The organism is Brevundimonas subvibrioides (assembly GCF_027271155.1).
Classification (GTDB): domain Bacteria; phylum Pseudomonadota; class Alphaproteobacteria; order Caulobacterales; family Caulobacteraceae; genus Brevundimonas; species Brevundimonas subvibrioides_D.
The window spans coordinates 573888-598434 of sequence record NZ_CP114542.1 but is presented as its reverse complement, the minus strand read 5'-3'; the positions used below and the strand labels follow the sequence as shown (position 1 = coordinate 598434).

General features: G+C 67.4%; 22 protein-coding genes and 2 tRNA genes. 15 read left to right on the top strand and 9 right to left on the bottom strand.

The window, feature by feature from the left end:
• Positions 1-47 precede the first annotated feature (47 nt).
• The 5 genes from O3139_RS03025 (at position 48) to O3139_RS03005 (ending at position 3831) form a co-directional block, all read left to right on the top strand.
• Complete coding sequence (locus tag O3139_RS03025; RefSeq protein ID WP_269515429.1) at positions 48-1112, top strand: isoaspartyl peptidase/L-asparaginase family protein; 1065 nt, start codon at positions 48-50, stop codon at positions 1110-1112.
• Positions 1109-1387 carry a hypothetical protein gene (locus O3139_RS03020; RefSeq protein ID WP_269515427.1) on the top strand — a complete coding sequence of 93 codons (279 nt, stop codon included), beginning with the start codon at positions 1109-1111 and terminating at the stop codon, positions 1385-1387. Before O3139_RS03025 ends, O3139_RS03020 begins: the two co-directional genes overlap by 4 nt.
• A gap of 90 nt (positions 1388-1477) precedes the next feature.
• Positions 1478-2167, top strand: a complete 690-nt coding sequence (locus O3139_RS03015; RefSeq protein ID WP_269515426.1) for a hypothetical protein — start codon at positions 1478-1480, stop codon at positions 2165-2167.
• A 45-nt stretch (positions 2168-2212) separates the two neighbouring features.
• Complete coding sequence (locus tag O3139_RS03010; protein ID WP_269515425.1) at positions 2213-3220, top strand: fumarylacetoacetate hydrolase family protein; 1008 nt, start codon at positions 2213-2215, stop codon at positions 3218-3220.
• 68 nt (positions 3221-3288) lie between these two features.
• A complete protein-coding gene (locus tag O3139_RS03005; RefSeq protein WP_269515424.1) occupies positions 3289-3831 on the top strand; it encodes a CcdC protein domain-containing protein in 543 nt (180 codons plus the stop codon).
• 124 nt (positions 3832-3955) lie between these two features.
• Here O3139_RS03005 and O3139_RS03000 read toward each other — a convergent pair whose 3' ends face one another.
• Positions 3956-4999, bottom strand: coding sequence for an LLM class flavin-dependent oxidoreductase (locus tag O3139_RS03000; RefSeq protein ID WP_269515423.1), 1044 nt, complete (start codon positions 4997-4999; stop codon positions 3956-3958).
• Positions 4996-5934, bottom strand: coding sequence for an ATP-grasp domain-containing protein (locus O3139_RS02995; protein ID WP_269515422.1), 939 nt, complete (start codon positions 5932-5934; stop codon positions 4996-4998). The genes O3139_RS03000 and O3139_RS02995 overlap by 4 nt, the downstream gene beginning before the upstream one ends.
• A gap of 103 nt (positions 5935-6037) precedes the next feature.
• Here O3139_RS02995 and O3139_RS02990 point away from each other — a divergent pair.
• From O3139_RS02990 to O3139_RS02955, 8 genes are all read left to right on the top strand, one after another.
• Positions 6038-6122: transfer RNA gene (locus tag O3139_RS02990), tRNA-Leu, on the top strand.
• An 83-nt stretch (positions 6123-6205) separates the two neighbouring features.
• Positions 6206-6517 carry a hypothetical protein gene (locus O3139_RS02985; RefSeq protein WP_269515421.1) on the top strand — a complete coding sequence of 104 codons (312 nt, stop codon included), beginning with the start codon at positions 6206-6208 and terminating at the stop codon, positions 6515-6517.
• 83 nt (positions 6518-6600) lie between these two features.
• On the top strand, positions 6601-7851 hold the full coding sequence (locus O3139_RS02980) for a multidrug effflux MFS transporter (RefSeq protein WP_269515420.1): 1251 nt from the start codon (positions 6601-6603) through the stop codon (positions 7849-7851).
• 54 nt (positions 7852-7905) lie between these two features.
• Positions 7906-9876, top strand: coding sequence for a M1 family metallopeptidase (locus O3139_RS02975; protein ID WP_269515419.1), 1971 nt, complete (start codon positions 7906-7908; stop codon positions 9874-9876).
• A 61-nt stretch (positions 9877-9937) separates the two neighbouring features.
• Positions 9938-11605, top strand: a complete 1668-nt coding sequence (locus O3139_RS02970; protein WP_269515418.1) for an amidohydrolase — start codon at positions 9938-9940, stop codon at positions 11603-11605.
• A gap of 144 nt (positions 11606-11749) precedes the next feature.
• Positions 11750-14272 (top strand): TonB-dependent receptor, encoded by a 2523-nt coding sequence (locus O3139_RS02965; RefSeq protein ID WP_269515416.1) that lies wholly within the window; start codon positions 11750-11752, stop codon positions 14270-14272.
• A 140-nt stretch (positions 14273-14412) separates the two neighbouring features.
• Positions 14413-14486: transfer RNA gene (locus tag O3139_RS02960), tRNA-Gly, on the top strand.
• 45 nt (positions 14487-14531) lie between these two features.
• Positions 14532-14876 (top strand): hypothetical protein, encoded by a 345-nt coding sequence (locus tag O3139_RS02955; protein ID WP_269515415.1) that lies wholly within the window; start codon positions 14532-14534, stop codon positions 14874-14876.
• A gap of 49 nt (positions 14877-14925) precedes the next feature.
• Here the strand turns inward: O3139_RS02955 and O3139_RS02950 are convergent, their stop codons facing one another.
• The 6 genes from O3139_RS02950 to O3139_RS02925 all read right to left on the bottom strand — a co-directional run bounded on the left by O3139_RS02950 (position 14926) and on the right by O3139_RS02925 (position 19193).
• On the bottom strand, positions 14926-15480 hold the full coding sequence (locus tag O3139_RS02950) for a hypothetical protein (RefSeq protein ID WP_269515414.1): 555 nt from the start codon (positions 15478-15480) through the stop codon (positions 14926-14928).
• Positions 15481-15627: 147 nt separating this feature from the next.
• Positions 15628-16596, bottom strand: a complete 969-nt coding sequence (locus O3139_RS02945) for a TraB/GumN family protein (protein ID WP_269515413.1) — start codon at positions 16594-16596, stop codon at positions 15628-15630.
• Between the two features lie 59 nt (positions 16597-16655).
• Positions 16656-17246, bottom strand: a complete 591-nt coding sequence (locus O3139_RS02940; protein ID WP_269515412.1) for a hypothetical protein — start codon at positions 17244-17246, stop codon at positions 16656-16658.
• Complete coding sequence (locus O3139_RS02935; RefSeq protein WP_269515411.1) at positions 17243-17446, bottom strand: helix-turn-helix transcriptional regulator; 204 nt, start codon at positions 17444-17446, stop codon at positions 17243-17245. The genes O3139_RS02940 and O3139_RS02935 overlap by 4 nt, the downstream gene beginning before the upstream one ends.
• Positions 17447-17450: 4 nt before the next feature.
• The gene (locus O3139_RS02930; protein WP_269515410.1) at positions 17451-17861 is read right to left on the bottom strand and encodes a hypothetical protein; all 411 of its coding nucleotides are present in this window, start codon (positions 17859-17861) and stop codon (positions 17451-17453) included.
• A 108-nt stretch (positions 17862-17969) separates the two neighbouring features.
• The gene (locus O3139_RS02925; RefSeq protein ID WP_269515409.1) at positions 17970-19193 is read right to left on the bottom strand and encodes a DNA recombination protein RmuC; all 1224 of its coding nucleotides are present in this window, start codon (positions 19191-19193) and stop codon (positions 17970-17972) included.
• A 136-nt stretch (positions 19194-19329) separates the two neighbouring features.
• Between O3139_RS02925 and O3139_RS02920 the strand changes: the two genes are divergently transcribed.
• Positions 19330-21303: a hybrid sensor histidine kinase/response regulator gene (locus tag O3139_RS02920; RefSeq protein WP_269515408.1), complete on the top strand. Its 1974-nt coding sequence runs from the start codon at positions 19330-19332 to the stop codon at positions 21301-21303.
• Between the two features lie 60 nt (positions 21304-21363).
• Here the strand turns inward: O3139_RS02920 and O3139_RS02915 are convergent, their stop codons facing one another.
• Positions 21364-23529, bottom strand: a complete 2166-nt coding sequence (locus O3139_RS02915; protein ID WP_269515407.1) for a M3 family metallopeptidase — start codon at positions 23527-23529, stop codon at positions 21364-21366.
• A 123-nt stretch (positions 23530-23652) separates the two neighbouring features.
• Here O3139_RS02915 and O3139_RS02910 point away from each other — a divergent pair, with 123 nt between their 5' ends.
• Complete coding sequence (locus O3139_RS02910) at positions 23653-24504, top strand: glutamate racemase (RefSeq protein WP_269515406.1); 852 nt, start codon at positions 23653-23655, stop codon at positions 24502-24504.
• Positions 24505-24547 lie beyond the last annotated feature (43 nt).

Here is a 24547-nt window from a genome sequence, read left to right as displayed (position 1 = left end):
CCACCGTGCCGCAGGATGACGCCAGCCCTCAAGTCAGGATCGCCCTCATGATCACCCGCGCCCTTGCCGCATTCCTGGCAGCCCTCGCCCTCGGCACTTCGGCCGCCGCCCAGGATCGGCCAGTCTGGTCCTTCGCCATTCACGGCGGGGCCGGTGTGATCGAACGGGCCAATCTGTCGCCCGAGCAGGACGCCGCCTACCGCGCGTCGCTGGCCCGGGCGCTGGAGGCAGGCGCCGAGGTTCTGCGCAATGGCGGCGCGGCGCTGGATGCGGTCGAGGCCGCGATCCAGCGGATGGAGGACGATCCCCTGTTCAACGCCGGGCGCGGCGCGGTATTCACGGCCGCGGGCAGGAACGAGCTGGACGCCGCAGTCATGAACGGCGCGGACCTGACGGCCGGGGCGGTCGCAGGCCTGACCACCACCCGCCACCCGATCGCGGCGGCCCGCGCGGTGATGGAACAGAGCCCTCACGTCATGCTGATCGGCGAGGGGGCGGACACCTTCGCCGCCTCGGTCGGGCTGGAACAGGTCGATCCGTCCTTCTTCTTCACCGAGCGGCGCTGGCAGGGGCTGGAGAGCTATCTGCGTCAGAACAATCTGCCGATTCCCGACAGGCCCGCGGGTGCGCCCGCCGCGCCGGTCGGCGTTCTGGCGGCCACCGATCCCGGCATGCCGCCACTGAACGAGCGCAAGTTCGGCACCGTCGGTGCCGTCGCCCTCGACAGCGCGGGCCATCTGGCGGCGGGGACCTCGACCGGCGGCACGACCGGCAAGCGCTGGGGCCGGGTCGGCGACGTGCCGGTGCTGGGCGCGGGCACCTATGCATCCAACCGCGACGGCTGCGCGGTCTCGGCGACGGGCGACGGCGAATACTACATCCGCGCCTCGGTCGCCCGGGACATCTGCGCCCGCATCGCGGACGGTGCGAGCGGGCAGGCTGCGGCCCGGGCCGAGGTCGAGGACGCCCTGTCGCTGGGCGGCTATGGCGGCGTCATCGTCATGGATGCGCAAGGGATCCCCGCCTTCGCCATGACCACTTCGGGCATGTATCGCGGCCGGATCGGTCCCGACAGCCCCGCGGCCGTGGCCATCTATGCCGACGAACAATGACGGACGCCGCCCGGGATTCCAGCGATGAGCTGACCGCCATGGCGACCGAGGAGCTGAACGCCGCCTGTTCGATGACCTGGCCCGAGCTGAAGCGGATCACGCCCTGGGGCGACAGTTTCGAAGGCTTCGCGCCGTCCGGCCGCACGGTCGAGGTCGAGCGTCGCTATCTGTGGGCGGTCGATCCGGCCGGGGCCATTGTGGTCGAGGTCGAGGTGCGCGACGCCTCGGCCAAAACCGGCGTCGAAGCCCGTGCCATCCTGCACGCGCCGGGCTGAGCCAGGGCATCTGCCTTTGCCATTAACCTTTCACTGGCGGGAGGTCGGTCGCTGATCCATGATCGGCCACGACACCGCACGGAGGGCCAGATGAGCTATTCGCAGGACTTCCCACCCGCCGACGCCGTCTATGCCCCGTCGTCCGGCGGCCTGATCCTGGACGTGCCACCGCTGGTCCTGGGGATCGGCCTGCTGCTGCTTCTTCTGGCCGGATACGCGGGCTGGTGGCTGGCGCAGCGCCGTCAGCCGACCTCGGCCAGCGCCGCCGCGGCCATCTGGAAGGACATCGACGAGGCCATCCGCGCGGCCATGACGGCCCATTCCGATTCCCTGCGCGACAAGGCCCGCGACCTGACCCGGACGATCGAGACCCGCCTGGGACGGACGCTGACACTGACCGGCGGGCTGACGGGCCTGGAAGCGCTCGACGCGGCCCTCGACGAGGCTCCGCAGGACGACGCTCACGCCGGGGCCCACGACCAGCATCATGCCCCTGACCACGGCGGCGGCCATGACGACGACCACGATGGGCATGATGTGGATGCCTCGGGCTCGACCGTCGTGATCGAGCGGGCCCGGCATGTGGTCATCCATGCGCCGACGCCGGCAGCCACGCCCAAGCCCGGTCACGACAAGCCCAGACCCGCTCCCACCGAGGCCGAACGCCGCCATGCCATCCGCCAGGCCGTGTCCGACCTGAACGATCACTGGCGGTTGAAGGAGGCTCGTATCGCCGAGATCGAGGCCGCCCACCGGGAGCTGTCGGCCCCCCGCCGGTGACGTCGGCGGTTTCGCCCAGGGTGAAAACCCCCTAGACCGGTGTCCATGAAACTCGCATCCCTGAAGCATGGCCGCGACGGTCGCCTGGTCATCGTCTCCAACGATCTCGCCTGGTTCACCGATGCCTTCCTGATCGCCCCGACGCTGCAGGCGGCGCTGGACAACTGGGCGCGCTGCGAGCCCCTGCTGAGGGCCCTGGCCGAAAGCCTGGAGCACGGCGCCGTGCCGCGCGGCCGGTTCCACGAACGCGACGCCGCTGCCCCCCTGCCCCGCGCCTATCAATGGGCGGACGGTTCGGCCTATGTGAACCATGTCGAACTGGTGCGCAGGGCGCGCGGGGCCGAGATGCCCGCCAGCTTCTGGACCGACCCGCTGATGTATCAGGGCGGCTCCGATGGCTTTCTGGGCGCGCGCGATCCCATCCCCCTGGCCGACGAAAGCTGGGGCTGCGATCTGGAGGCCGAGATCGTGGTCGTCACCGGCGACGTACCGCAAGGGACGACGCCCGATCAGGCCCGCGATCTCATCCGACTGGTCGGCCTGGTCAACGATATCTCCCTGCGCAACCTGATCCCCGGCGAACTGGCCAAGGGGTTCGGCTTCGTCCAGTCCAAGCCCGCCAGCGCCCTGTCGCCCGTCTTCGTCACGCCCGACGCCCTCGGCGACCGCTGGCAGGACGGCAAGCTGCATGGCGCCCTGTCGGTCCAGTTGAACGGAGCCGAATTCGGCCGCGCCGACGCCGGCATCGACATGACCTTCGATTTCGGCGTCCTGATCGCCCACCTGGCGAAGACCCGCTCGCTGGTCGCGGGCACCCTCATCGGCTCGGGCACCGTGTCCAACCGGGGGGCCAACGGCGGCCCCGGCCAGCCGGTGTCACAGGGCGGGCTGGGCTATTCCTGCATCGCCGAGGTCCGCACCGTCGAGACGATCGCCACCGGTGCCCCGGTCACGCCCTTTCTGAAACATGGCGACACGGTCCGGATCGAGATGCTGGATGCGCGCCACCATTCGATCTTCGGGGCCATCGAGCAGGTCGTCGAACCGGTCTGAGTGTCTCCGGCGACGCTTGCCGCACGCTGCGGTCGTGCTAGCGTCGGTAGGGTAACGGGAGGCCTTCGATGACACCGCAACAATACGGCCCCCTGATCGGGATCGGCATCGCCCTGGTCGTCATTCTTCTGCGCAACCAGAAGCCCCGCCCCCTGCGCGTCCAGTCCATGTGGATCGTCCCGTTGCTGGTCGCGCTCGGCATCGGTTTCGGTCTCTGGGGCATGTCGATGGCGCCGGGAGCCAGCCACGCCCCCTTCGGCATCGACGCCTGGGCCATCCTGGCCGGGGGCCTGATCCTGGGAGCGGCGGCGGGTTATCAGCGCGGGCGAATGACGACGATCGAGCGCGCGCCCGACGGCACCCTTCTGGCCCAGGCCTCGCGGCTCGGGATCATCCTGATCCTCGCCCTGATCGCCACCCGGTCAATGCTGCGGCCCTGGCTGGAGACTCACGCCAGCGACTGGCATCTGAACGCCCTGGCCATCCAGGATGCCTTCCTGGTGTTCGCAGCGGCCATGGTCATCGTGCAGCGCGTCGAGATGTTCATCCGCGCCCGCCGCATCCAGGCCGGAAGACCCGACGACCATGTGGAAGCGGCACCCGCGGTCTGATTGTCGTCTGGACGCAAAGAGCAAGTGCATGCGTAGTCGCTCCCTGCCGGTTCGCAGGATCGTTTTCCGCACGAATTTCCAGATGGCCGACCACCGATAGGCCGCGACGGCAAAGCCGGGGTGCTCAGTTCGCCCGCATCACCTGGGCCGAGAACCGCTCCATCTCCTCCTCCTGCGGCGACATTTGCAGCAGGACCAGGTCCAGTCCGGCGGCCTCGAATTCCTCCATCCGTTCCCGGACGGTCTCGGGCGTGCCGACGAAGCCGGGGCGAAGGCCGCGGTTGGAGACGCTGTATTCGCGGATCTTCAGCTCCCGCTCCAGCTCGGTGCCGCTCAGCCACTGGTCGAAATTGGCGAAACCGGCGGGCGGTGATCCCTCGGCAAGGCCCGGGATGGTCGTGATCCGCTCCAGCTCGCGGTCGGCTTCGGCCTGGCTGTCCCTGACGATCGCATAGCCGGCCATGCCGTACCGCATGGGCGGCAGACCGAAGGCCTCGCGCCGAGCCTTCATGTCGGCGATCCTGGCGGCGATATGCTCCGGCTCGTCGCCGTGCATGACATAGGCGTCGCAGTGCCGGGCGATAAGGGTCTTGGCCGCTTCGGATTCGCCGCCCGCATAGATGACCGGCCGCGGGCGTTCGGGCGTCGAGGTCGGCTTGGGCTCCACGATGGCATCCCGCAGCGTGTAGTAGCGGCCCTCAAAATCGACGCGCTTTTCGCGCCACAGCCGGTCCAGAACCTGCAGCCATTCGGTCGTGCGCGCATAGCGGTCGTCGTGCTGGTCGAACTGCAGGCCATAGCTCTCGGCCTCCTTCGCCCACCAGGACGAGACGACGTTCAGGGCCAGCCGCCCGTTCGAGATCCGGTCGATGTTGGCGGCCTTCTTGGCGAACAAGGCCGGCTGGTGGAAGTTCGGCCGCACCGCCACCATCAGCTCGATCGTCGCGGTGACCGCCGCCAGGGCCGCCGCGGTCGACCAGGCGTCCAGGGCCGGGGCCTCGATCCCCTTGATGTCGTTCAGGTTCAGCTCTGCGATCAGGGTCAGGTCGTAGCCCAGGGCCTCCGATCGCCTGACCAGCCGCGAGGCGTTCTCCCACGAGGCCTCGCGTTCGTCCTCGACGTTCCGCAGCCAGCCGCCGAAGACCGGAGCCCAGTAGCCGTACCTCATGCCCGCCTGCCCTTCTCCTCGGCCACGATACCCTTGAGCCAGTCGACCAGATCGTCGTGCGGGTCGAAGCCCAGAACCTCGACCGGTTTGGCCACAAAATTCGACAGCCCGTTGATGTCGTAAATGCGGACGCTGCCGTCGCGGTCGTCGATCAGATATTCGATGCCCCCGACCTCCAGCCCGGCCGCGACGGCCAGTCGCTCGACCGCCGCGATGATCTCGTCCGGCGGAGTGGTCTTCGTCATCGTCAGGGTCGGGGCACCGGGCCTTACCAGACAGGCGTCGGCCGGGCACAGGTCGAAGGCGTCGCCGGGGCTCTCGATGTCGATGGCATAGAGGTATCTGCCGTTCAACGTCTCGACGCGGGTGATCCTGCCATCCCGGCGCGGCGCATATTCCTGGATCAGGGAGAGGCCGTTGACGCCCGCCGGACACCATGCCTCGCCCGCGGCCTCGGCGAGTGTCTCCGGCGTCTCGTAGCGGGTGATCCCCGCCCCGGCCCCGCCGATGTCGGCCTTGACCAGCACCGGGAACCGCAGCCCCTCGGCGGCCGCCGGAATGTCCGCCTGACGGTGGGCCACCCGCGTCGCCGGACCCTTCAGACCCAGCCGCGCGATCAGCGACATCTGCCGCGCCTTGGAGGTGTCGATGTTCAGCGCCGAGGCATTGACCACCCGCGTCCCCTGCCCCTGCCAATGCTCGAACAGGCTCTGGGCATAGAAGATCGGGTGCTCCGGATCGCGCAGGAAAGACGACATCGCCACACGGCTGAACACCACGGTCGCGGGCGCGGGGCTGGCGGCCGGATCAAAGGTGTGGCCCGCCAGCGGCACCTTCACATAGGTCACGCCGTGGCGATCCAGCGCCGCGAACAGCGGCTCGAACCACTCCGGATGCTCATAGACGATGGCCAGGTCGGGAAGCGTATCACTCATGCACGGCCAGATGCGTTACACCACGCTGGAACGCAAGGGCGGCACAAAATTTCGCCGTCCACGTAGCGCAGCGCGCTGCCGCCCTTTATGGAATGTGGCTCAGGCCCCTGTGGTGGAATTGGTAGACGCGCCGGACTCAAAATCCGGTTCCGAGAGGAGTGTCGGTTCGAGTCCGACCGGGGGCACCACGCGATCGAACGGCGACGACGACGCGGGTCGGGGAACGCAGTCCTTTCCGAAACATTGATGAGCCAGTGAAAAGGTTCGTCCCATGATCGCCCTCGTCATCGCCCTTACCTTGTCCGCCAACCCCGGCGTCGCCAGACCCGGCGACGCCCTGATCCATCCGCGCGTCCAGCCGGTGTCGAGGGTGGTCGAGCCCGCGCCGGTGCTGGAGGGTGTCGCCGTGACGGTCGAATGCACGGCCCACACCAACGGCCGGGTCGATGGCTGTATGGTGCTGGGCGAGACCCATCCCGGTCTCGGGTTCGGGGCGGCGGCCGTCGCCCTGATGAACGGCAGCGAAGTGGCCCCCGGCCCCCGCGACCTGCAGTTCGCCCGCACGATCCAGTTCACCCCCTGATACCCGGGGCATCATTTCGCAGTTGCGAAAAGTGAGCGCGTCGAGGGTTGCGACGGTCTCATCCCGGCCGCATCTGGTGGCCGATGACCCAGCCTGATGCCGTATCGCCCGCGAAGGGGCCGGGTTTTCCCGAGTTCGTCTGCATGATCGCCCTGATGATGGCGCTCAACGCGCTGGCGATCGATTCCATGCTGCCCGCCTTGCCCCAGATCGGCGATGCGCTCGGCGTCGCCGATGCCAACACCCGCCAGTGGGTCATCACCGCCTATCTGCTCGGCTTCGGTGCCCTGCAGATCGTCTACGGACCCCTGGCCGACCGCTATGGCCGCAAGCCGATCATCATGGTGGGCGTGGGCATCTACGTCCTGTTCAGCGTGGTGGCCATGCTGGCCCCGACCTTCGAGACCCTGATCCTGGCCCGCATCGGTCAGGGTCTGGGGTCGGCCGCGACGCGGGTGCTGGCCGTCTCCATCGTGCGGGATCGCTATTCCGGCCGGACCATGGCGCGGGTCATGAGCCTGAGCCTGCTCGTCTTCCTGGGCGTGCCGATCATCGCGCCGTCGCTGGGTCAGGCGATCCTGCTGGTCGCGCCGTGGGAGGCGATCTTCGGCGTCCTCGCCTTCGCCGGCATCGCCCTGATGCTGTGGACGGGTCTGCGCCTGCCCGAGACCCTGCACCCCGCCGATCGCCAGCCGATCGAGGCAGCGCGCATTGCGGGCGCGTTCCGGGAGGCGCTGACCAATCGCATCTCCATCGGCTACACCCTGGCCATGACGGCGATCACCGGGGCGCTGTTCGGCTTCATCAACTCGTCCCAGCAGATCTTCTTCGACGTCTTCCACGCGCCGGGCCTGTTCACCACCGTCTTCGCCTGTATCGCCGGCGGCATCGCCATCGCCTCCCTCGTCAATGCGAAACTGGTCGAGCGGCTGGGGTCGCGCATGATCGGCCATACGGCGCTGCTGGGCTTCATCACCTTCGGCGCCCTCCACATGGCGGTGACGCTGAGCGGCCACGAGACGATCTGGACCTTCGGCATCCTGCAGGCCTGCACCATGTTCTGCTTCGGGCTGCTGGCGGGAAACTTCGGGGCGATGGCCATGGAAGCGATGGGCCATATCGCGGGCACCGCCTCCTCGGCCCAGGGCTTCATCTCGACCATCATCGGCTCCCTGACGGGGTTCCTGATCGGTCAGCAGTTCGACGGCAGCGTCGTGCCGATGACGGTCGGCATCACGACCTGCGGGATCGCCGCCCTGCTGTGCGTGCTCTATGCCGAGCGGGGCCGACTGTTCGTCGCACGCAACCCGGTGCCGGTCCCCGCAGCCTCTTGATCTTTCCCGGCTTTGGGGGCTCCCTTCGCCACCCCAAGTCCCGGAGTTCGCCTGATGTCCCGCGCCCGCCTGATCGGCATGGTTTCCATGCTCGCCGTCGCCACCGCCCTTTCCGCCTGCGCCGGAAACGACCCGAAGTCGGACATGCCGCCCCTGCCCGCCACAGCGACCGCGCCCGTGACCTATGAGCAAGACATCCATTCCTATGCCCAGCCCCGGATCGCGCGGGTCAAGCATGTCGCCCTGGACCTGACCGCCGACTTCGAGACGAAGACGCTGAGCGGCACGGCCACCCTGGACGTCACCGGCCAGACGGGCGCGACCCAGGTCATCCTCGACATCCGCAACCTGGAGATCCGCTCGGTCGCGGACGACAAGGGCACGCCGCTGCAGTTCACGATCGGGGCCGAAGACCCCATCCTGGGCCAGTCCCTGACCGTCACCGTGCCCGCCTTCGAGGACGGCAAGGTCCAGAAGATCGTCGTCGGCTATACCACCCGCCCCGACGCGGCCGCCCTGCAATGGCTGACCCCGGCCCAGACGGCGGGCGGGCAACAACCCTTCCTGTTTTCGCAGGGCCAGGCGATCCTGACCCGCACCTGGGTGCCGACCCAGGACAGCCCCGGCATCCGCCAGACCTGGTCCGCCCGCATCACCGTGCCCGAGGCGCTGAAGGCGGTGATGTCGGCCGAATTGCTGACCCCCGAGGGCGAGAAGGCGGGCGACGGCGCACCGGCGGGGTCGCACAGCTGGCGCTTCCGCATGACCAATCCGGTCCCGCCCTATCTGATCGCCCTGGCGGTCGGGGACCTGGGCTTCGCCGGCGAAGGCGACCGCGTCGGGGTCTGGACCGAGCCTGGCCGTCTGGACGCCGCCAGGGCCGAGTTCGCCGAGATGGGCCAGTTCGTCGATGCGGCCGAGGCCCTGTACGGCCCCTATCGCTGGGGTCGCTACGACCTGCTGATCCTGCCGCCCTCCTTCCCCTTCGGCGGGATGGAGAACCCGCGCCTGACCTTCGCCACCCCCACCGTCGTGGCCGGCGACAAGTCTCTGGTCAGCCTGGTGGCGCACGAGCTGGCGCACAGCTGGTCGGGCAATCTGGTGACCAATGCCACCTGGGCCGACATCTGGCTGAACGAGGGCACGACCACCTATTTCGAGAACCGCATCATGGAGGCGATCTACGGCCGCGACCGCGCCCTGATGCTTCAGGTGCTGGGCTGGGCGGACCTGCAGGCGGCGCTGGCGGAGATGCCCGCCGCCGACACCCGGCTGCACGTCGATCTGACCGGCCGCGATCCGGACGCCGGGCTCAATGACATTCCCTACGAGAAGGGAGCCGCCTTCCTGCGCACCATCGAGCGTATCGTGGGCCGCGAGACCTTCGACGCCTGGCTGAAGGGCTATTTCGAACGTCACGCCTTCCAGCCGATGACCGCGGCGGGATTCCTCGCCGACATCCGCGCCAATCTGGTCAAGGGAGACGCCGGTCTGGAACAGCAGCTGCAGCTGGACGCCTGGGTCTATCAGCCCGGCCTGCCGTCGAATGCCCAGGCCCCGGTCTCGACCGCCCTTACGGCCGTGGATGGCGCGGCCAAGGCCTTCTTCGCCGACAAGGGTCCGGCCTCGGCCATCCCGTGGGCCAGGTGGTCGACGCAGGAGCGCCAGCATTTCCTGAACTGGCGGCCGGAGGGCCTGGCCGCCGGTCGGGACTGGCTGACCCCCGCCCAGCTGGCCGCCATGGAATCGACCCTGAACCTGCGCAGCGAGGGCAATGCCGAGGTGCTGTTCAGCTGGCTTCAGATTGCGGTAGCCCACCGCTATCAGCCCGCCGTCCCCACTCTGGAGCGGTTCCTGACCTCGCAGGGACGCCGCAAATTCGTCCTGCCCCTGTTCACCGCCCTGTGGGCCGAAGGCGACTGGGGCCGCCCCATCGCCACCCGCATCTATGCCGAGGCCCGGCCGGGCTATCACCCGGTCACGACCGGATCGGTGGATGATGTGGTCGGCGTTCCGGCTGGCTGAGTGCTGTCTGCCGCCCCATAACGGGGAGGCAGAATATCATTCCACCCGCATCCGGTGCCCCATGCTTCGACCGATCCTGACCGCCGCCGCCTTCGCCGCCCTCGCCCTGCCGGCCAGCGCCCAGGATCTGGTCATCCGGGGCGGCACGATCCACACCGGCGTGGAGGCCTCGCCCACGGCGGAGGTCGTCATCGCGCGGGCCGGCCGCATCGTCTATGCCGGACCGGCGGCCGGCGCGCCCTCGACCGACGGCCTGCCGGTCATCGACCTGAAGGGCGCGACCCTGTTCCCCGGCTTCACCGACGGCCACGCCCATCTGGACGGCATCGGCTGGCGCGAGCTGACTCTGAATCTGGAAGGCTCCACCTCGGTCGTGGACGCCATGGCGCGCCTGACGGCCTGGGCGGAAGCCCATCCGGAGGGCGTCATCGTCGGGCGCGGCTGGATCGAGACACGCTGGCCCGAAAGCGCCAACGGAGCCCGCTTCCTGACCGCCGCCGATCTCGATGCGGCCGCCCCCGGCCGCATCGTCCTGCTGCAGAGGGCCGACGGTCATGCCTCGGTCGCCTCCACCCCCGCCCTGGAGCGGCTGGGCATCACGGCCCGGACCGCGGCGCCCTTTGGCGGCGAGATTCTGAAAGGTCCGGATGGCAAGCCGACCGGCCTGTTTGTCGATGCGGCCGAGCAGCTGCTGGCCCCGCTGATGCCCCAGGCCGATCCGGAGCAGACGCGCCGGGCCTATCGCGCCGGATTCCGCGTCGAGGCCGCCTATGGCTGGACCGGCGTGCATTTCATGAGCGCCCCCTGGCGCGACATCCCCCTGCTGGAAGCCATGGCCGAGGCGGGCGAGGCCCCCTTGCGGATCTACAACAGCGTCACGCCCGACGGGGCCCAGGCCCTGTTCGCCTCTGGCCCGCGCCAGACGCCGGACGGCCGGATCATCACCCGGGCGGTCAAGTATTATGCCGACGGGGCGCTGGGGTCGCGCGGGGCCGCCCTGTTCGCCCCCTATTCGGACGCACCGGAGACGACGGGCCTGATGCAGATCACGACGGACCAGATCGTACCGCTTTATGAACAGGCGCTGCGCTCCGGCATCCAGCTCGCGACCCACGCCATCGGTGATCGCGGCAATGCCTCGGTGGCGGAATGGTATGCGACCGCGCTGGAGGCCGTACCGGCCGCCGAGCGTCCGAACGGCGCCGACGTGCGGCTGCGGATCGAGCACGCACAGATCGTCCGGCCCTCCGACTATCACTGGTTCAGGGATCTGCCGATCATCGCCTCGATGCAGCCCAGCCACGCAATCGGAGACTTCCATTTCGCCCCTGCGCGGCTGGGCGACGCCCGGCTGGACGGGGCCTATGCCTGGCACAGTCTGGTCGATCTGGGCGTCATCGTCGTCGGCGGTTCGGACGCGCCGGTCGAGCGGGGCGATCCGCTGATCGAATTCTACGCCGCCGTCGCCCGGCGCGATCTGGACGGCGTGCAGGGCCCGGACTGGCGGCCGGCCGAGGCGGTGGATCGCGCCACGGCGCTGAAGATGTTCACCCTGTGGCCCGCCTACGCCAGTTTCCGGGAAAACGAGCTCGGCACGATCGAGGTGGGCAAGCGCGCGGACTTCACCGCCTTCGACATCGATCTCATGACGGTGCCGGAAGCGGACATCCCGCACGGTCACGCGACCCTGACGGTCGTTGACGGAAGCGTGGTCTACCAGCGACCCTGACGACGGGGCGTCAGTTGCAAATACTTTCGTCCGTGGACGGTATGACAGTTGGGGAACAGGTCGGTGACGCGCACCGTCTTGGTTCCGTCGCGCCACTGCAATCGTGATGTCCTACGGACCGCCCCACCATTCATGGGGGATCCAATGATCGACTTCCGTACGACGCGTACCCGCCTGCTGCTCGGCTGTGCCGCGCTCGCCATCTCCACGCCGGCCCTGGCCCAGACGGCCCCCGCGCCGCTCGAGCAGCCGCAGGAAGACACGTCCCAGCTCGGCGATATCGTCGTGACCGCGACCCGCCGCGAAACCAACCTGCAGGACACGCCGATCTCGATCAACGTCGTCAATGCAGAGGCGCTGGAGCAGCGCCACGTCCAGAGCCTGTACGACCTGGCTGACGGTGCCGTCCCCTCGCTGCGCGTCGCCACCTTCGAAGCCCGCCAGTCGGCGCTGACCGTCGGCATCCGCGGCATCGTTCCGCTGGACGCCAACCAGCCCGCCCGTGAACAGGGCGTCGGCATCTATATCGATGGCGTCTATCTGGCCCGCCAGCATGGCCTGAACGCCGGCCTGTTCGACGTCGAGCGGATCGAGGTCCTGCGCGGACCCCAGGGCACCCTGTTCGGCCGCAACACCGAGGGCGGCGCCCTGAACATCGTGACGCGCGAACCGTCGGGCGAGTTCGAGGGCCGCATCGGCGGCGGCGTGGGCAACTACGGCTCCTACAGCCAGGAAATCCATCTGGACCTGCCGGAATACAACAACCTGGCCTTCAAGATCGACGGCATCGTCCAGAACCAGGACGCGGTCACCAGAAACCCGCTCGCCGGGCAGGCTGGATGGGGTCAGTTCAATCGTCAGGGCCTCCGCGCCGCCCTGCGGTGGACCCCGACCGACCGGGTGACCAACATCTTCGCCTATGACACCGCGACCGACGAGAACACGCCGTTCTACAGCCAGCTGCTCAACTACAATCCGAACGGCTGCGTCGCCGGCACCCAGGCCTCGCAACCCGCCTGTTCTCTGCCGGGCACGGCCTACACCACGCTGACGGGCACCGTCCGTCCGCTGCTGCCAGGCGTCATCGTCAACGGCAACAGCCGCATGAAGATCGCGGATATCGGTGTGCCGCAGCAGCCCAGCAGGGATGTGACGTTCGGCTATACCAACACCCTGCGCTTCGACATCACCGACGAAGTCCAGCTGCGTTCGATCACGGCCTACCGTGGCGTCGATGCGACCCAGTGGGACAACGCTGGCGGTGCGCACCGTCCGCCTGTCGTCGTGCCCGGCTGCACGGGCACGGGTTGTAACTTCAGCCGCTACAGCCTGGCCAACCTGCACCAGACCCAGTTCAGCCAGGAGTTCCAGGCCGTCGGCAGCGCCGGTTCGTTCGATTTCGTGGCCGGCCTGTTCTACTTCAAGGAAAACGTCAACGACGATGCGGCGACGCCGAACTCCATGGCCATCACCGGCTACACCACGGCGGGTCAGACCTCGGGCTACTCCTACGTCGTTCTGGACTCGTGCATCGGCTCGGGTGGTTTCGGCTCGCAGCCCGGCTGCCGCTCGATCGACCGCGCCTCGGAAGTCGAATCGACCAGCTACGCCGCCTACGGCCAGGTCACCTGGAACGTGTCGGACGCCCTGCACCTGACCGCCGGCGGACGCTTTACCCGGGACACCAAGGAAGGCGCGCTGACGTTCTCGCGCAACATCAACTACGCCACCAACACGGCAGCCGCGACGGCCAATGGCTACAAGCCGCTGGACGAGACCTGGGAGCGCTTCAACCCCACCGCGACCGTCGCCTATGACCTGAGCGAAGACGTCCACGTCTACGCCAAATACGCCACCGGCTATCGCTCGGGCGGTGCCAGCTCGCGGACGGCCAACTACCAGGCCTTCGGCCCCGAGGACGTGGTTTCCTACGAAGCCGGCTTCAAGGGCGACTTCCTGGATCACCGCGCCCGCCTGAACGTGGCGGCCTACGCCATGGACCGCGAGGACAGCCAGGTCGACATTTCGTCGATCCAGTTCACCGCGACCGGCAGCTTCAACAACCTGGTCACGATCAACGCGCCCGGAACCACGACCATTCGCGGTCTGGAAGCAGAGTTCACCCTGCGCCCGATCGACGGTCTGACGCTCAACGCCTCCTATGCCTATACGGACACGGAGATCCCGCTGGTTCCGATCACCAACTGCGTCACCGCGGGCACGCCGCCCGTGACCACCTGCGCCGCGCCGGTCAATCAACAGTTCTACATCGTGTTCACGCCGCGCAACGCCGGCAGCGCCTCGATCGACTACGAAAAGCCGGTGTTCAACGGTGCCGCGAACCTGCGTCTTCACTTCGACGGCAACTACGCGGAGGCCACCCAGGCGTTCGACCAGTTCGGCACCAAGGCCGATGAATCGCTGATCTTCAACGGCCGCATCGCCCTCGCCGACATCCAGGTCGGTGAAACCGAGGGCCTGACGGTCGCTCTGTGGGGTCGCAACCTGTTCAACGAACAGTACGTGTACCGCCGCGATCCTTCGAACAGCCTGCCTGCGGCGCCGACCACCAGCCTGACCAACGGCAACATCGGCAATGTCATGGGCGACTACGGCAACTTCAACGCGCCGCGCACCTTCGGCATCGAGGCTTCGCTGCGCTTCTAGGTCCGGTACCTTTCGCTGAAACGAGAGGGCCGCTTCCGAAAGGGAGCGGTCCTTTTGTCATTCAGGCGGGCTGGCCAGGACACAGCGATCGCCTTTCGGCTTGAGCGCCGGACGTATTGCGCTAGTTTGCCCCGGCTTCCGCGGGCGTGATGTAGTGGTAGCCTGAAAGCTTCCCAAGCTTTTCGTGCGGGTTCGATTCCCGCCGCCCGCTCCACCTGATCTGTTTTCCAGGACGTTGGGCTTATCCAGGCTGGTTTGCTTGGACTGGAGTCTCGAAAACTTTGGTACTGATCCTGGCGGGAAGGAGGTCAAGCTGACTTTCACCCAGAACAAACACGCGATCCGCCCCGACACCCTGCCGTCAAGAGTGATGCTCGCCTGCACGGGCAACGTGAAGCTCGCTTTCAATGACCTCAACGCCATCGCTGCACCTCTCAACGACGAGGGCATCGAAATCGCCTACTTCGATGAGGAGTGTGATTGGCTGTGCATTTTGTCGGCGGAGCTGGCCCGGGTGCAGAAGCCGCTGGGTTTGGACGTCCGCTTCGTCAACGGCCTGGTGGTCCGCATCTTTTGCGACGAGGCTACGTTCACGACAGCTTGAAGCATCAACGATGGCTGCGGGTCCAGAACGGCCAACTGCCTTTGGATGGTTAGCGGTCGCGCCCCACGGCCTGCTGGACAAGATCGAAAACCTTCCTCGCATCGGCAATGGCAAGGAACTGCGGTGTTGGATCCAGTGCGGGTGTCCAGATCGAAAGGCCCGGCTGCCCAAAACCCATCAAGCTTTGTTGCTGGCCAAATCTCACAGTGCCACGTCCATCGGAGCGTTCACTGATTTCCGCTTCGGGAAGACGGTCCAGGGTGAGGGCCTTGAAACTGGAAAATGGACCTGTGCGCGAGATCAGAATGCGCCTGTCGGTCAGGGCATATGTGGTGTTGCCTCTTAAGGTCGCGTCGAGCGCGAAACGACCCGCGGAGAAGAACAGCCCGAACGCAAGGAACGCCACCCCGACGAGCGCGAATGGGCCTCCTCCGCTGGCCAGCACACCGATGATCCAAAAAATCACGAACCCGCACCAGAGCAGGCTGAACGGGACCAGAAACGCATCTCGCGGCGTAAACAGAAGTCCAGTTGCCGGACGGCCCGACCACACGATGTGCTCGCCGGGGAGAAGCCTGCCGGTAAATGGTCCGCCCTCAGTCATTCCAGCCTCGCCTGCACTGTGGGGCGACGATAGGGTTCAGGCTGAATGTCAGCAATGGGTGGTGGGCTCAACCGTTGAACGCAACCCGCACGAAAAGGCCCGGCGCGGTGGCCGGGCCTTCGTCGATGTGGGCTGGATGGATGCGACCTATTCGCGGGTCACTTCCACGCCGCGCTGTTCCAGGATGGACTGGACGCTGTCGTCGCCCGCCAGGTGGGCGCTGCCGACCGCGATGAAGACCGTGCCGGACCCTTCGAGCAGGGTCTGGATCTGACCGGCCCAGTCGGTGTTCCGCTGCACCAGCAGGGCCTGGTAGATTTCCTCGGACTGGTCGCGCATCTCGGTGACACCCAGGCGCTCGATCGAGGCCACGTCCCCGACCGACCAGGCACCGACCAGGGCGTCCAGCTCGGCCGTGGCGTTCTCGACTTCCTCCAGAGTGGCGCGCAGGAAGGCCAGCTGGGTCTCCTCCGACAGGCCGGCCAGGATGGAGATCTGCCTGTCGATGGTCTCGAAGCCGGACACCGGCTTGCCCGCGGCCTCGGCGCGCGCCTTCAGGATCAGCTCGACGCCCGACTGGGGATCGTAGCCGGCCTTGACCAAGGGGGCCACCGACAGGGTGAGACCGACCAGCCAGGGCCGCAGGGGGTCGAGCTGGGCCGCCGTCGCCCCGATGGTCCCGGCCGCCGCATCCAGTTGGGCGATCTCGGCGGGGGTCAGCAGGCTGGACAGGGGCCGGGCGGGCGAGAGGCCATACTGCTGGATCAGGGGCTGGATCGCCGTCTGGTCGTCGGGATTGGAGATCTCAAGAATGACGCGATCGGCGCTGTCGAAGGCCGCGTCGACCCTCGCTGTGCCCCACGGGGTTTCCGGCCGCAGGACGTGGACCGTGCCGAACAGATAGAGGGTGGAATCCGCGTCGCGGACCACCCACAGCGCCGGACCCTGTCCGGAGGCTGGAGCAACGGTGGCTTGGGCGGCGGGGGCCGCGGCTTGCGCAAACGCCTGGCCGGGCGATCCGAGCAGGCTGGCGGTCAGGCCGAGGCCCAGGGCCGTGCCGGTCGCCAGGCGGGCGATCCGGCCGATGGCGGTCTTGATGTGGGAGGCGAGCGTCATGGTCCGATCCTTTCGATCAGGGTGGAGACAGGGGAAGGCAGCGAAGGCGGGCGTGCGGCTCAGTGGATGCCGCGACGGGCAGCGGCCACGATCGAGGCGACCAGATAGACCGCCATCAGGATGCCGGTCAGGCCCCAGCCGCTGATGGTATCCACCAGACCGAGACGCTCGGCGGCCGCATAGAGGAACAGGGCGGTCTGCAGGGCCCAGAAGGCCATGGCGCTGGTTTCGGCCATGATCTGACGCAGCATCTCGTCGGCCGCACGCCACAGCATCAGATTGGCGACGCTCTGGACCACCAGGAGCACGACGATACCCCCGAAGACGACATCGGCCTTCATCCAGGTCGGCCCATAGATGGGCGCAAGGAACATCACACCGGCCAGCAGGAAGACGATGATCTGAAGGATGCCGCAGCCCTTGGGGACGGTCGATGGCCGCAGTATCAGGGTCAGGGAGCTCAGGACGGCGATGGCCAGCAGGGCGACGGCCATGGCCAGCGCCAGGCTGTCGGCCCAGGACGCCCCCTGCTCGACCTCGACGATACTGGCAAAACCGAACCCGGTCAGGGCGCCGATGGCACCGAGGGCCAGGATGCCGAGGATCCTGACGACCATCGGCTGATTGGTGGCTTCAGAACGGGACATCATGTCGAGGCTCCTGCGTCCGAAAAGATGGATTCAATGGGTTGTTCAAAAACCCGGGCGATCCTGAAGGCGAGCGGCAGGGAGGGGTCATAGCGACCGGTCTCCAGCGCATTGACGGTCTGGCGCGAGACACCGAGGGCCGCGGCCAGATCGGCCTGGCTCCAGTTTCGCTCGGCGCGCAGAACCTTGAGACGATTGTTCATCGGATCACCGCCGCCGAAGCCACCAGACGGCCCAGGCGATGCCGTAGCCGAGCGTCTGGGTGAGGCCGATCAGGGCCGCCCCGCCGAGCAGCAGGTCGTCGGGTGCCGCCGTCAGCGCATCCGGCGTCCCGTAGGCCAGGGTGAACAACGCCACCGTGCCGATGGCCAGACCGAAGGTGGAGCCCCACCACCAGGCCCATTTGTGCGCTTCCTGGGCCGCCTCATCCAGACCACGCCACCACCGGGCGCAGATCCAGAGCACGGCGGCCATCGCCAGGCCGACCGAGGCAGCCACGATGACGGGCCCCGCACTCGACCGATCGCCGAACACGGCGGATACGCCGCCCGCGATCCCGCCAGCGACCATGCAGGTGGCCATGAGCGCGCCGTACCGGCGCAAGGGATGTTCCGACACCCGCATCTCCATTGACATGACAATCAACCCCGTCTTTTTGACAAGGGTGTTTTACACCATCATCCGGTGTTGTCAAGCGACCTTGTCAGCAAGCCGGCGGCGCGTCAATCAGTCCGGGCTGGACCTTTCATGGACCAGTTCGGGCCGGGTCACCGGGCGCGGCGAATGATCGATCGCGGTCAGAGCGGGCAGGTCCTTGCCCTCGTGGTCGACCTGCAGGTCCTCGAACCGCTTGGCCGAGACCATGACCTGGCTCTCCAGCGAGCCGACGAACTGGTTGTATTTGCCGACCGCCTGCTCAAGCGCCCGCCCCATCCCGAAGACGTGGCCGCCCATGACCGACAGCCGCTTGTAGAGGTCCTTGCCCAGTTTCGCGACCTCGTCGGCGTTCTTCGACTGTTCCTCGGCCCGCCAGCCATAGGCGACGGCCTTGCACAGGGCGAACAGGGTCGAGGGCGTGACGATGATGACGCGGCGCGCCATCGCATCGGTCATCAGCTCGGGCTCCCGGTCCAGGGCCGCCGACAGGAAGGCGTCGGACGGCACGAACAGGGCGACGAAGTCGGGGCTGGGTTTGAACTGGTCCTGATAGGCCTTGGCCGCCAGATCGCGCACATGGCTCTTGATGCTGGCCGCATTGCGCGCCGACATGGCCGCGTCGCGCGCCTCGTCGTCCGGCTCGGACGCATCGGGAAAGGCCAGGGGGACCTTGGCGTCGATGACGAACAATCCCCCGCCGGGCAGTCGCACAAGGAAGTCCGGCCGCATCTGGCGACCCTCGTCATTGGCGCTGGACGACTGTTCGTCGAAGTCGAAGCGACCCGCCATGCCCGCCGCTTCCAGCACATTGCGGCAGGTCTGTTCGCCCCATCGGCCGCGACGGCCGGTGTTGCCGCGCAGAACCTCGGTCAGGCGTTTCGCCTCGTCGCGGGTGGCGGTAGAGGCGATCATCAGGGCCGAAAGCTGTTCCTTCAGCGTGCCGGTCTCCTCGGCCCGGGCCTTTTCCAACGCGGCGACCTGGGTCTCGAATTTGGCCAGGGTCTCGGCCACCGGCTTGAGCTGCGCCTCCATCCGTTCCCGGGCGACCCGGTCCTGGGCCTGAAAGGTTTCGGTGGCGCGGGTCACCATCTGGTCCGCGATCGTCTGGGCCGACTGCGCCGCCTGGGCGCGTAGCAGATCGCCCATCGTCTCGCGGCTCTTGTCGATCAGCTCCGCCCGCTCGACCGCCATTGTCAGCGCGCCCTTCGCCTTCTGCCAGCCAAGCCAGGCCCACATCATTCCGGCGGCGAGCACGACACAAAGGGTCGTCAGTCCGAGAGCAAGCATGTTCATGCTCCGTTCCTAGCCGGAGTCGCCAGTCCGGAAAAGCCTGCCGACGAATGACCTGTCAAACGCGCCCGTCGACCGCCGTTCATCCATTGGAAGGCCTTCGTGGGTATGGTGAACACCTTGGCTACGGTAAACATTGATGCACGACGATCCGGACATCGAGGCAAACGCGATCGGGCTGACGGCGCTGAAGCGGTCGGGTGTCGGCTGGTGGCGGGTGCTGGACGCCAGAACGACCTGGTGGTCCCCGTCGATGTTCGACATCTTCGGTCTGGACCCCGCCCTCGGGGTGCCCAAGCCCCAGGAAATCTTCCACCGCTATCATCCCGACGACACGAATATCGTGGCCCGCAGCTGGCCCAAGATGTTCAGCTCGGATGAGCCGTTCCGCATGCGCTATCGCATCATCCGGCCGACCGGTGAATGCAGGCACGTCGTCAACTGGGCCCAACGCCAGCCGCCCGACGAGGCCGGTCAACGCTGGGTGGTCGGCATGGTCACCGACATCACCGATCAGGTCGACGACGCGGCGCTGTTCGATGCCGAGCGGGCCTTCCGCTTCGTGGCCGAGCACACATCGGACATGGTGGTCCGCACCGGACTGAAGTCCGGCATCACCTATGCCTCGCCTGCATCCCGCGCCGTTCTGGGCTACTCACCGGCGGAAATGGTCGGCATGGCCCCTTCGGACCTCGTGCCGAGGGACCATGTCGTGCGAATCCGCAGCCTGCTGCAGGACCGGATACGGCGTCAGGAACTGATCAGCCCGGAAGGCTATGAATACCAGGCTCGCCACAAGGACGGCCGTCTGGTCTGGCTCGAGGCCAACCCCCGTCTGGTTCTGAACGGTGCGGGCGAACTGACCGAGATCGTCGACGTCGTTCGCGACATCGGGGCACGCAAGGAAACCGAGGCCGCGCTGCGGGCGGCGCAGGCCGAGGCCGAAGCCGCCTCCCAGGCGAAAAGCGAGTTCCTGGCCAACATGAGCCACGAACTGCGCACGCCCCTGACCAGCATCCTGGGGTTCTCGCGCCTCATCGGCGCGAGCGGCGATCTGTCGGCGAGCGATCGGGGCTATCTGGATCTGATCCGCAGTGCGGGCGAGACCCTGCTGACGGTCGTGAACGACATTCTGGATTTCTCCAAGCTGGAAGCCGGTGCGCTGACGCTGGATCTGGCGCCGTTCTCGGCGGCGGCCCTTGCGGAAGGCGCGACGGCCCTGCTGCGCGGCCAGGCCGAGGCCAAGGGACTGGTCCTGACCTGCGAAACCCTGTGCGACGGTGTGGCGGGGGACGCCCGGCTGGTGGGCGATGTGACCCGATTGCGGCAGGTTCTGCTGAACCTTCTGAGCAACGCCGTGAAGTTCACGGAAAAGGGCAGCGTCCGGCTGATCCTGTCCATCGAGACGGATGACGAGGGCACGGCCGTGCTGTCGGCCTCGGTGGCGGACACCGGGCTGGGTCTGGCACCGGACCAGATCGAGCAGATGTTCGAGCGCTTCACCCAGGCGGACGGGTCGGTGTCGCGCCGGTTCGGCGGTACGGGTCTGGGCCTGGCGATCTCGCGTCGCCTGATGGAGATCATGGGCGGTGAAATCGGCGCGCGCAGCGACGGGAAGACGGGCTCGACCTTCTGGTTCCGAGCGGCTTTCCCCTTCGCTTCAGCCGGGATGACAGCCATGACCGAGGCGGATGAGGGCGACCTTGACCGCCCGCTGCGAATTCTTCTGGCCGAGGACAATGCCGCCAACCGCACCCTGATCAAGGCGCTTCTGTCGTCCTTCGACGTGTCGCTGGACATGGTGGAAAACGGCGAGGAAGCCGTGGCGGCCGCGGCGGCCCGCCCCTACGATCTGATCCTGATGGACATGCAGATGCCCGTCATGGACGGCCCCACCGCGAGCCGCGCCATCCGCGCCTCCGGGCGGGCGGGGCACGATACGCCGATCGTCGCCCTGACCGCCAACGTCCTGCCCGAACAGATCCGGCAATGCCGGGACGCCGGCATGCAGGGCCACGTTGCAAAACCTGTCGATCCCCGAGCCCTGATGGCGGCCCTGGTCGAGCACGCACGTCCCTGCACCGTCGCCACCGAAGCGGCCGACGCGGCCTGAACCGCGCCGGCCGGCATCGGGCCGGAACCGGCTCGCGGTTCCGGCTCACGCGATCATGCTTCAGCTGACCGGGAAGCCCCGCACCTTCAGCAGGGCGGTCACATCGACGTCGCGGCCGCGGAACTGGCGATAGGCGTCGGCGCGGTCGCTCGTGTTGCCGGGCGCCAGCATGATCGACTTGAAGCGTCCGGCGATATCCGGGTTGAACACGTCGCCGGAGTCCTCGAAATAGGCCCAGGTGTCGGCGTCCATCGTCTCGGACCACAGGTAGCTGTAGTAGCCGGCCGAATAGGCATCCGACGTGAACAGGTGATTGAACTGCGGCAGGCGGTGCCGCATCACGATCTCCTTCGGCATGCCGATCCGGGCCAGCGAGGCCTTTTCGAACGCATCGATGTCGGTCGGCGGCGTCGCCTGCGTATGCAGGTCCATGTCGACGATGGCCGACGACAGATAGCTGACGGTGGCATAGCCCTGGTTGAAGGTGGCCGCGGCCTGGATCTTGTCGACCAGGGCCTGGGGCATGGCCGCGCCCGTCTGGTAGTGCTTCAGATAGCCGTCCAGGATCGGTCGGCTGAGCACCCAGTGCTCGTGCACCTGTGACGGATACTCGACGAAGTCGCGGGGCGTCTCGCCGTAGGACGGATAGGTCACCACCGACGACAGATAGTGCAGGGCATGGCCGAACTCGTGGAACATCGTCTCCGCGTCGTCGAGCGACAGCAGCACCGGCTCGCCCGGCTCGGGTTTGGTGAAGTTGTTGTTGTTCGAGGCCAGGATGACCTTCGATCCCGTGAGCTGCGAGAACGACCGATAGGTCGTCATCCAGGCCCCCGACCGCTTGCCCGCGCGGGCATAGTCGTCGGTGTAGTACAGGCCGATCAGACGGCCCGAGGCCTTGTCGTGCACCTCGTAGGTGACGACGTCCGGCTCGAAGATCGGCACCGGGCCCTTGGGCAGTCTGGTGAAGGTGAAGCCATAGAGGCGCTCGGCCATGTAAAAGGATCCGGCGCGGACCGCGTTCAGTTCGAAATAAGGCTTCAGCTCGTTCTGATCGAGATCGTATTTGGCCTTCCGCACCTTCTCGGCGAAATACAGATAGTCCCACGGCTCGATGTCGAAGCCCGCGATGGCGCGCATGTCGGCGACCTCTTCGGCCACCCGTGCCCTGGCCGGGGCCCAGACACGGTCCATCAGGTTCTTGGCGGCGGCCGGGGTCCGGGCCATGGTGTCCTGCATCCGCCATTCCGCGTGGTTGCGGTAGCCCAGGAGCCTGGCCCGCTGGTCGCGCAGGCGAACGATCTCGGCGATCGTGGCATTGGTGTCGTTGGCGTCGCCGTTGTCGCCGCGATTGACGAACCTCTTCCAGACCTGCTCGCGCGCGGCCCGGTCGTCGGCGAAGGTCAGGAACGGGTCCACGCTGGACCGCGTGTTCATGATGATCCAGCCGTCGATGTTCCGGGCGCGGGCCGCCGAGGCGGCGGCGGCCTTGTTCGATTCGGGCAGGCCCGCGACCCCGGCTGCGGTCGGGATCACCGTCCAGGCATTCTCGTCGGCCACGACCTTCTGGCCAAAGCGGGTGAAGGCCCCGGACAGGGCGGTGTTGATCCGGCCCAGTTCGGCCTTGCCGGCCGCGTCCAGATTGGCTCCGGAGCGGATGAAGGCATCGCGGCGGCGTTCGGCGAGCCGGCGCTGCTGCGGGCTCAGACCTTCGGGATTGTCGGCGACGGCCTTGATCCGCTGGAACAGGGCGTCGTTGAAGGTGATCTCGTCATAGGCGGCCGACAGCATCGGCGAGATCTCGGTGTCGAGCGCATCCCACGCCTCGCCGCCGATATTGGAGGTCATCACGCCATAGAGGTTGGTCGCCCGGTCCAGCGGTTCGCCCGTCAGTTCCAAGGGAACGATCACATTGTAGAAGCCGGCCGGATCGGAATTGTTCGCGATCGCCGCGATATCGGCGCGCTGAAGCTCGATGCCCTCAAGGATCGCCTCGCGCAGCCCGGCGGGCGTGACCTTGTCCCACGGCGGTGTGCCGTCATAGCGGCCCGTCCACGGCTGCAACAGTTCGGCGCGCGGAGTCTGGGCGGGCAGGATGGCGCGGGCGATCTCGGCCTCCTGCGCGGGGGTCATGGCGCCGGCTTCGCCCGCGCCCGACCCTGCGGTGGCGCATCCGGAAAGGGCCATCAGGCTCGCGCCTCCGATAAGTACCTGGCGTCTGTGCATGCGGATTTCCTGTTCATCGTTGCCGGCGTGGATCACAGTCTAGGCTCTGGCCACCTGACCGTCACCTGAACAGGCTGTAATCGCGTTGGACGACAAGGCAAGCGCGGTTTAAACGCCGCTCCCATGGCTATAGGCGTATTCGACAGCGGTGTGGGCGGTCTGACCGTCCACAGGGAACTGACCCGGCGTTTTCCCGGGCGCGACCTCGTCTATCTGGCGGATCAGGCCAATGCGCCGATCGGATCCAGAAGCGGCGAGGAGATCGTCGAGATCACCCGCAGCGGCTGCGAGCGCCTGTTCGAGGCCGGGGCCAGCGTCGTCGTCCTGGCCTGCAATACGGCATCGGCCGTCGCCCTGCGTCGCCTGCAGCAGACCTGGGTGGGCGAGGCCGCCAGACGGCACCGGCGTCCGGTCAATGTGCTGGGCATCATCGTACCCACGATCGAGGCGGCGACCGGCCTGCCCTGGACCTATGAGGCGGAACGTCTCGGGGACAAGGTCGAGGCCATCGACATCACCGGCGTCTTCTGCACGGCCGCCACCGCTATCAGCCGTGTCTACGAGATCGAGATCGACAAGCGGCGCGAGGACCTGGCCGTCTTCTCCGAACCCTGCCCCGGCCTGGCCGGGCTGATCGAACTGGGGGCCCCGACCGAGGAGCTGCGCGTCGTGGTGGCCGACCATGTCGACGCCCTGCGTCGCCGGATCGGTCGCCACCCCGATACGGCCATCCTGGGGTGTACCCACTACGAGATCGTGGCCGACCTGTTTGCCGCCGCCCTGCCCGACACCACGACATTGATCCACCAGCCCAGTGCGGTCGCCGATGCGCTGGAGCGGTATTTTGATCGCCACCCCGAATACGCCCTCGGCGACGGCGGGCGACGCACCTTCCTGACCACCGGCAAGACCGGCCCGCAGTCGGACCGCGTCAGCCAGTTCTGGGGTGCACCGCTGAGTTTCGAGGCGGCCTGACTTGACGGATCGGCGTTCCCGTCGCCGGATGGGATCGGGAGGA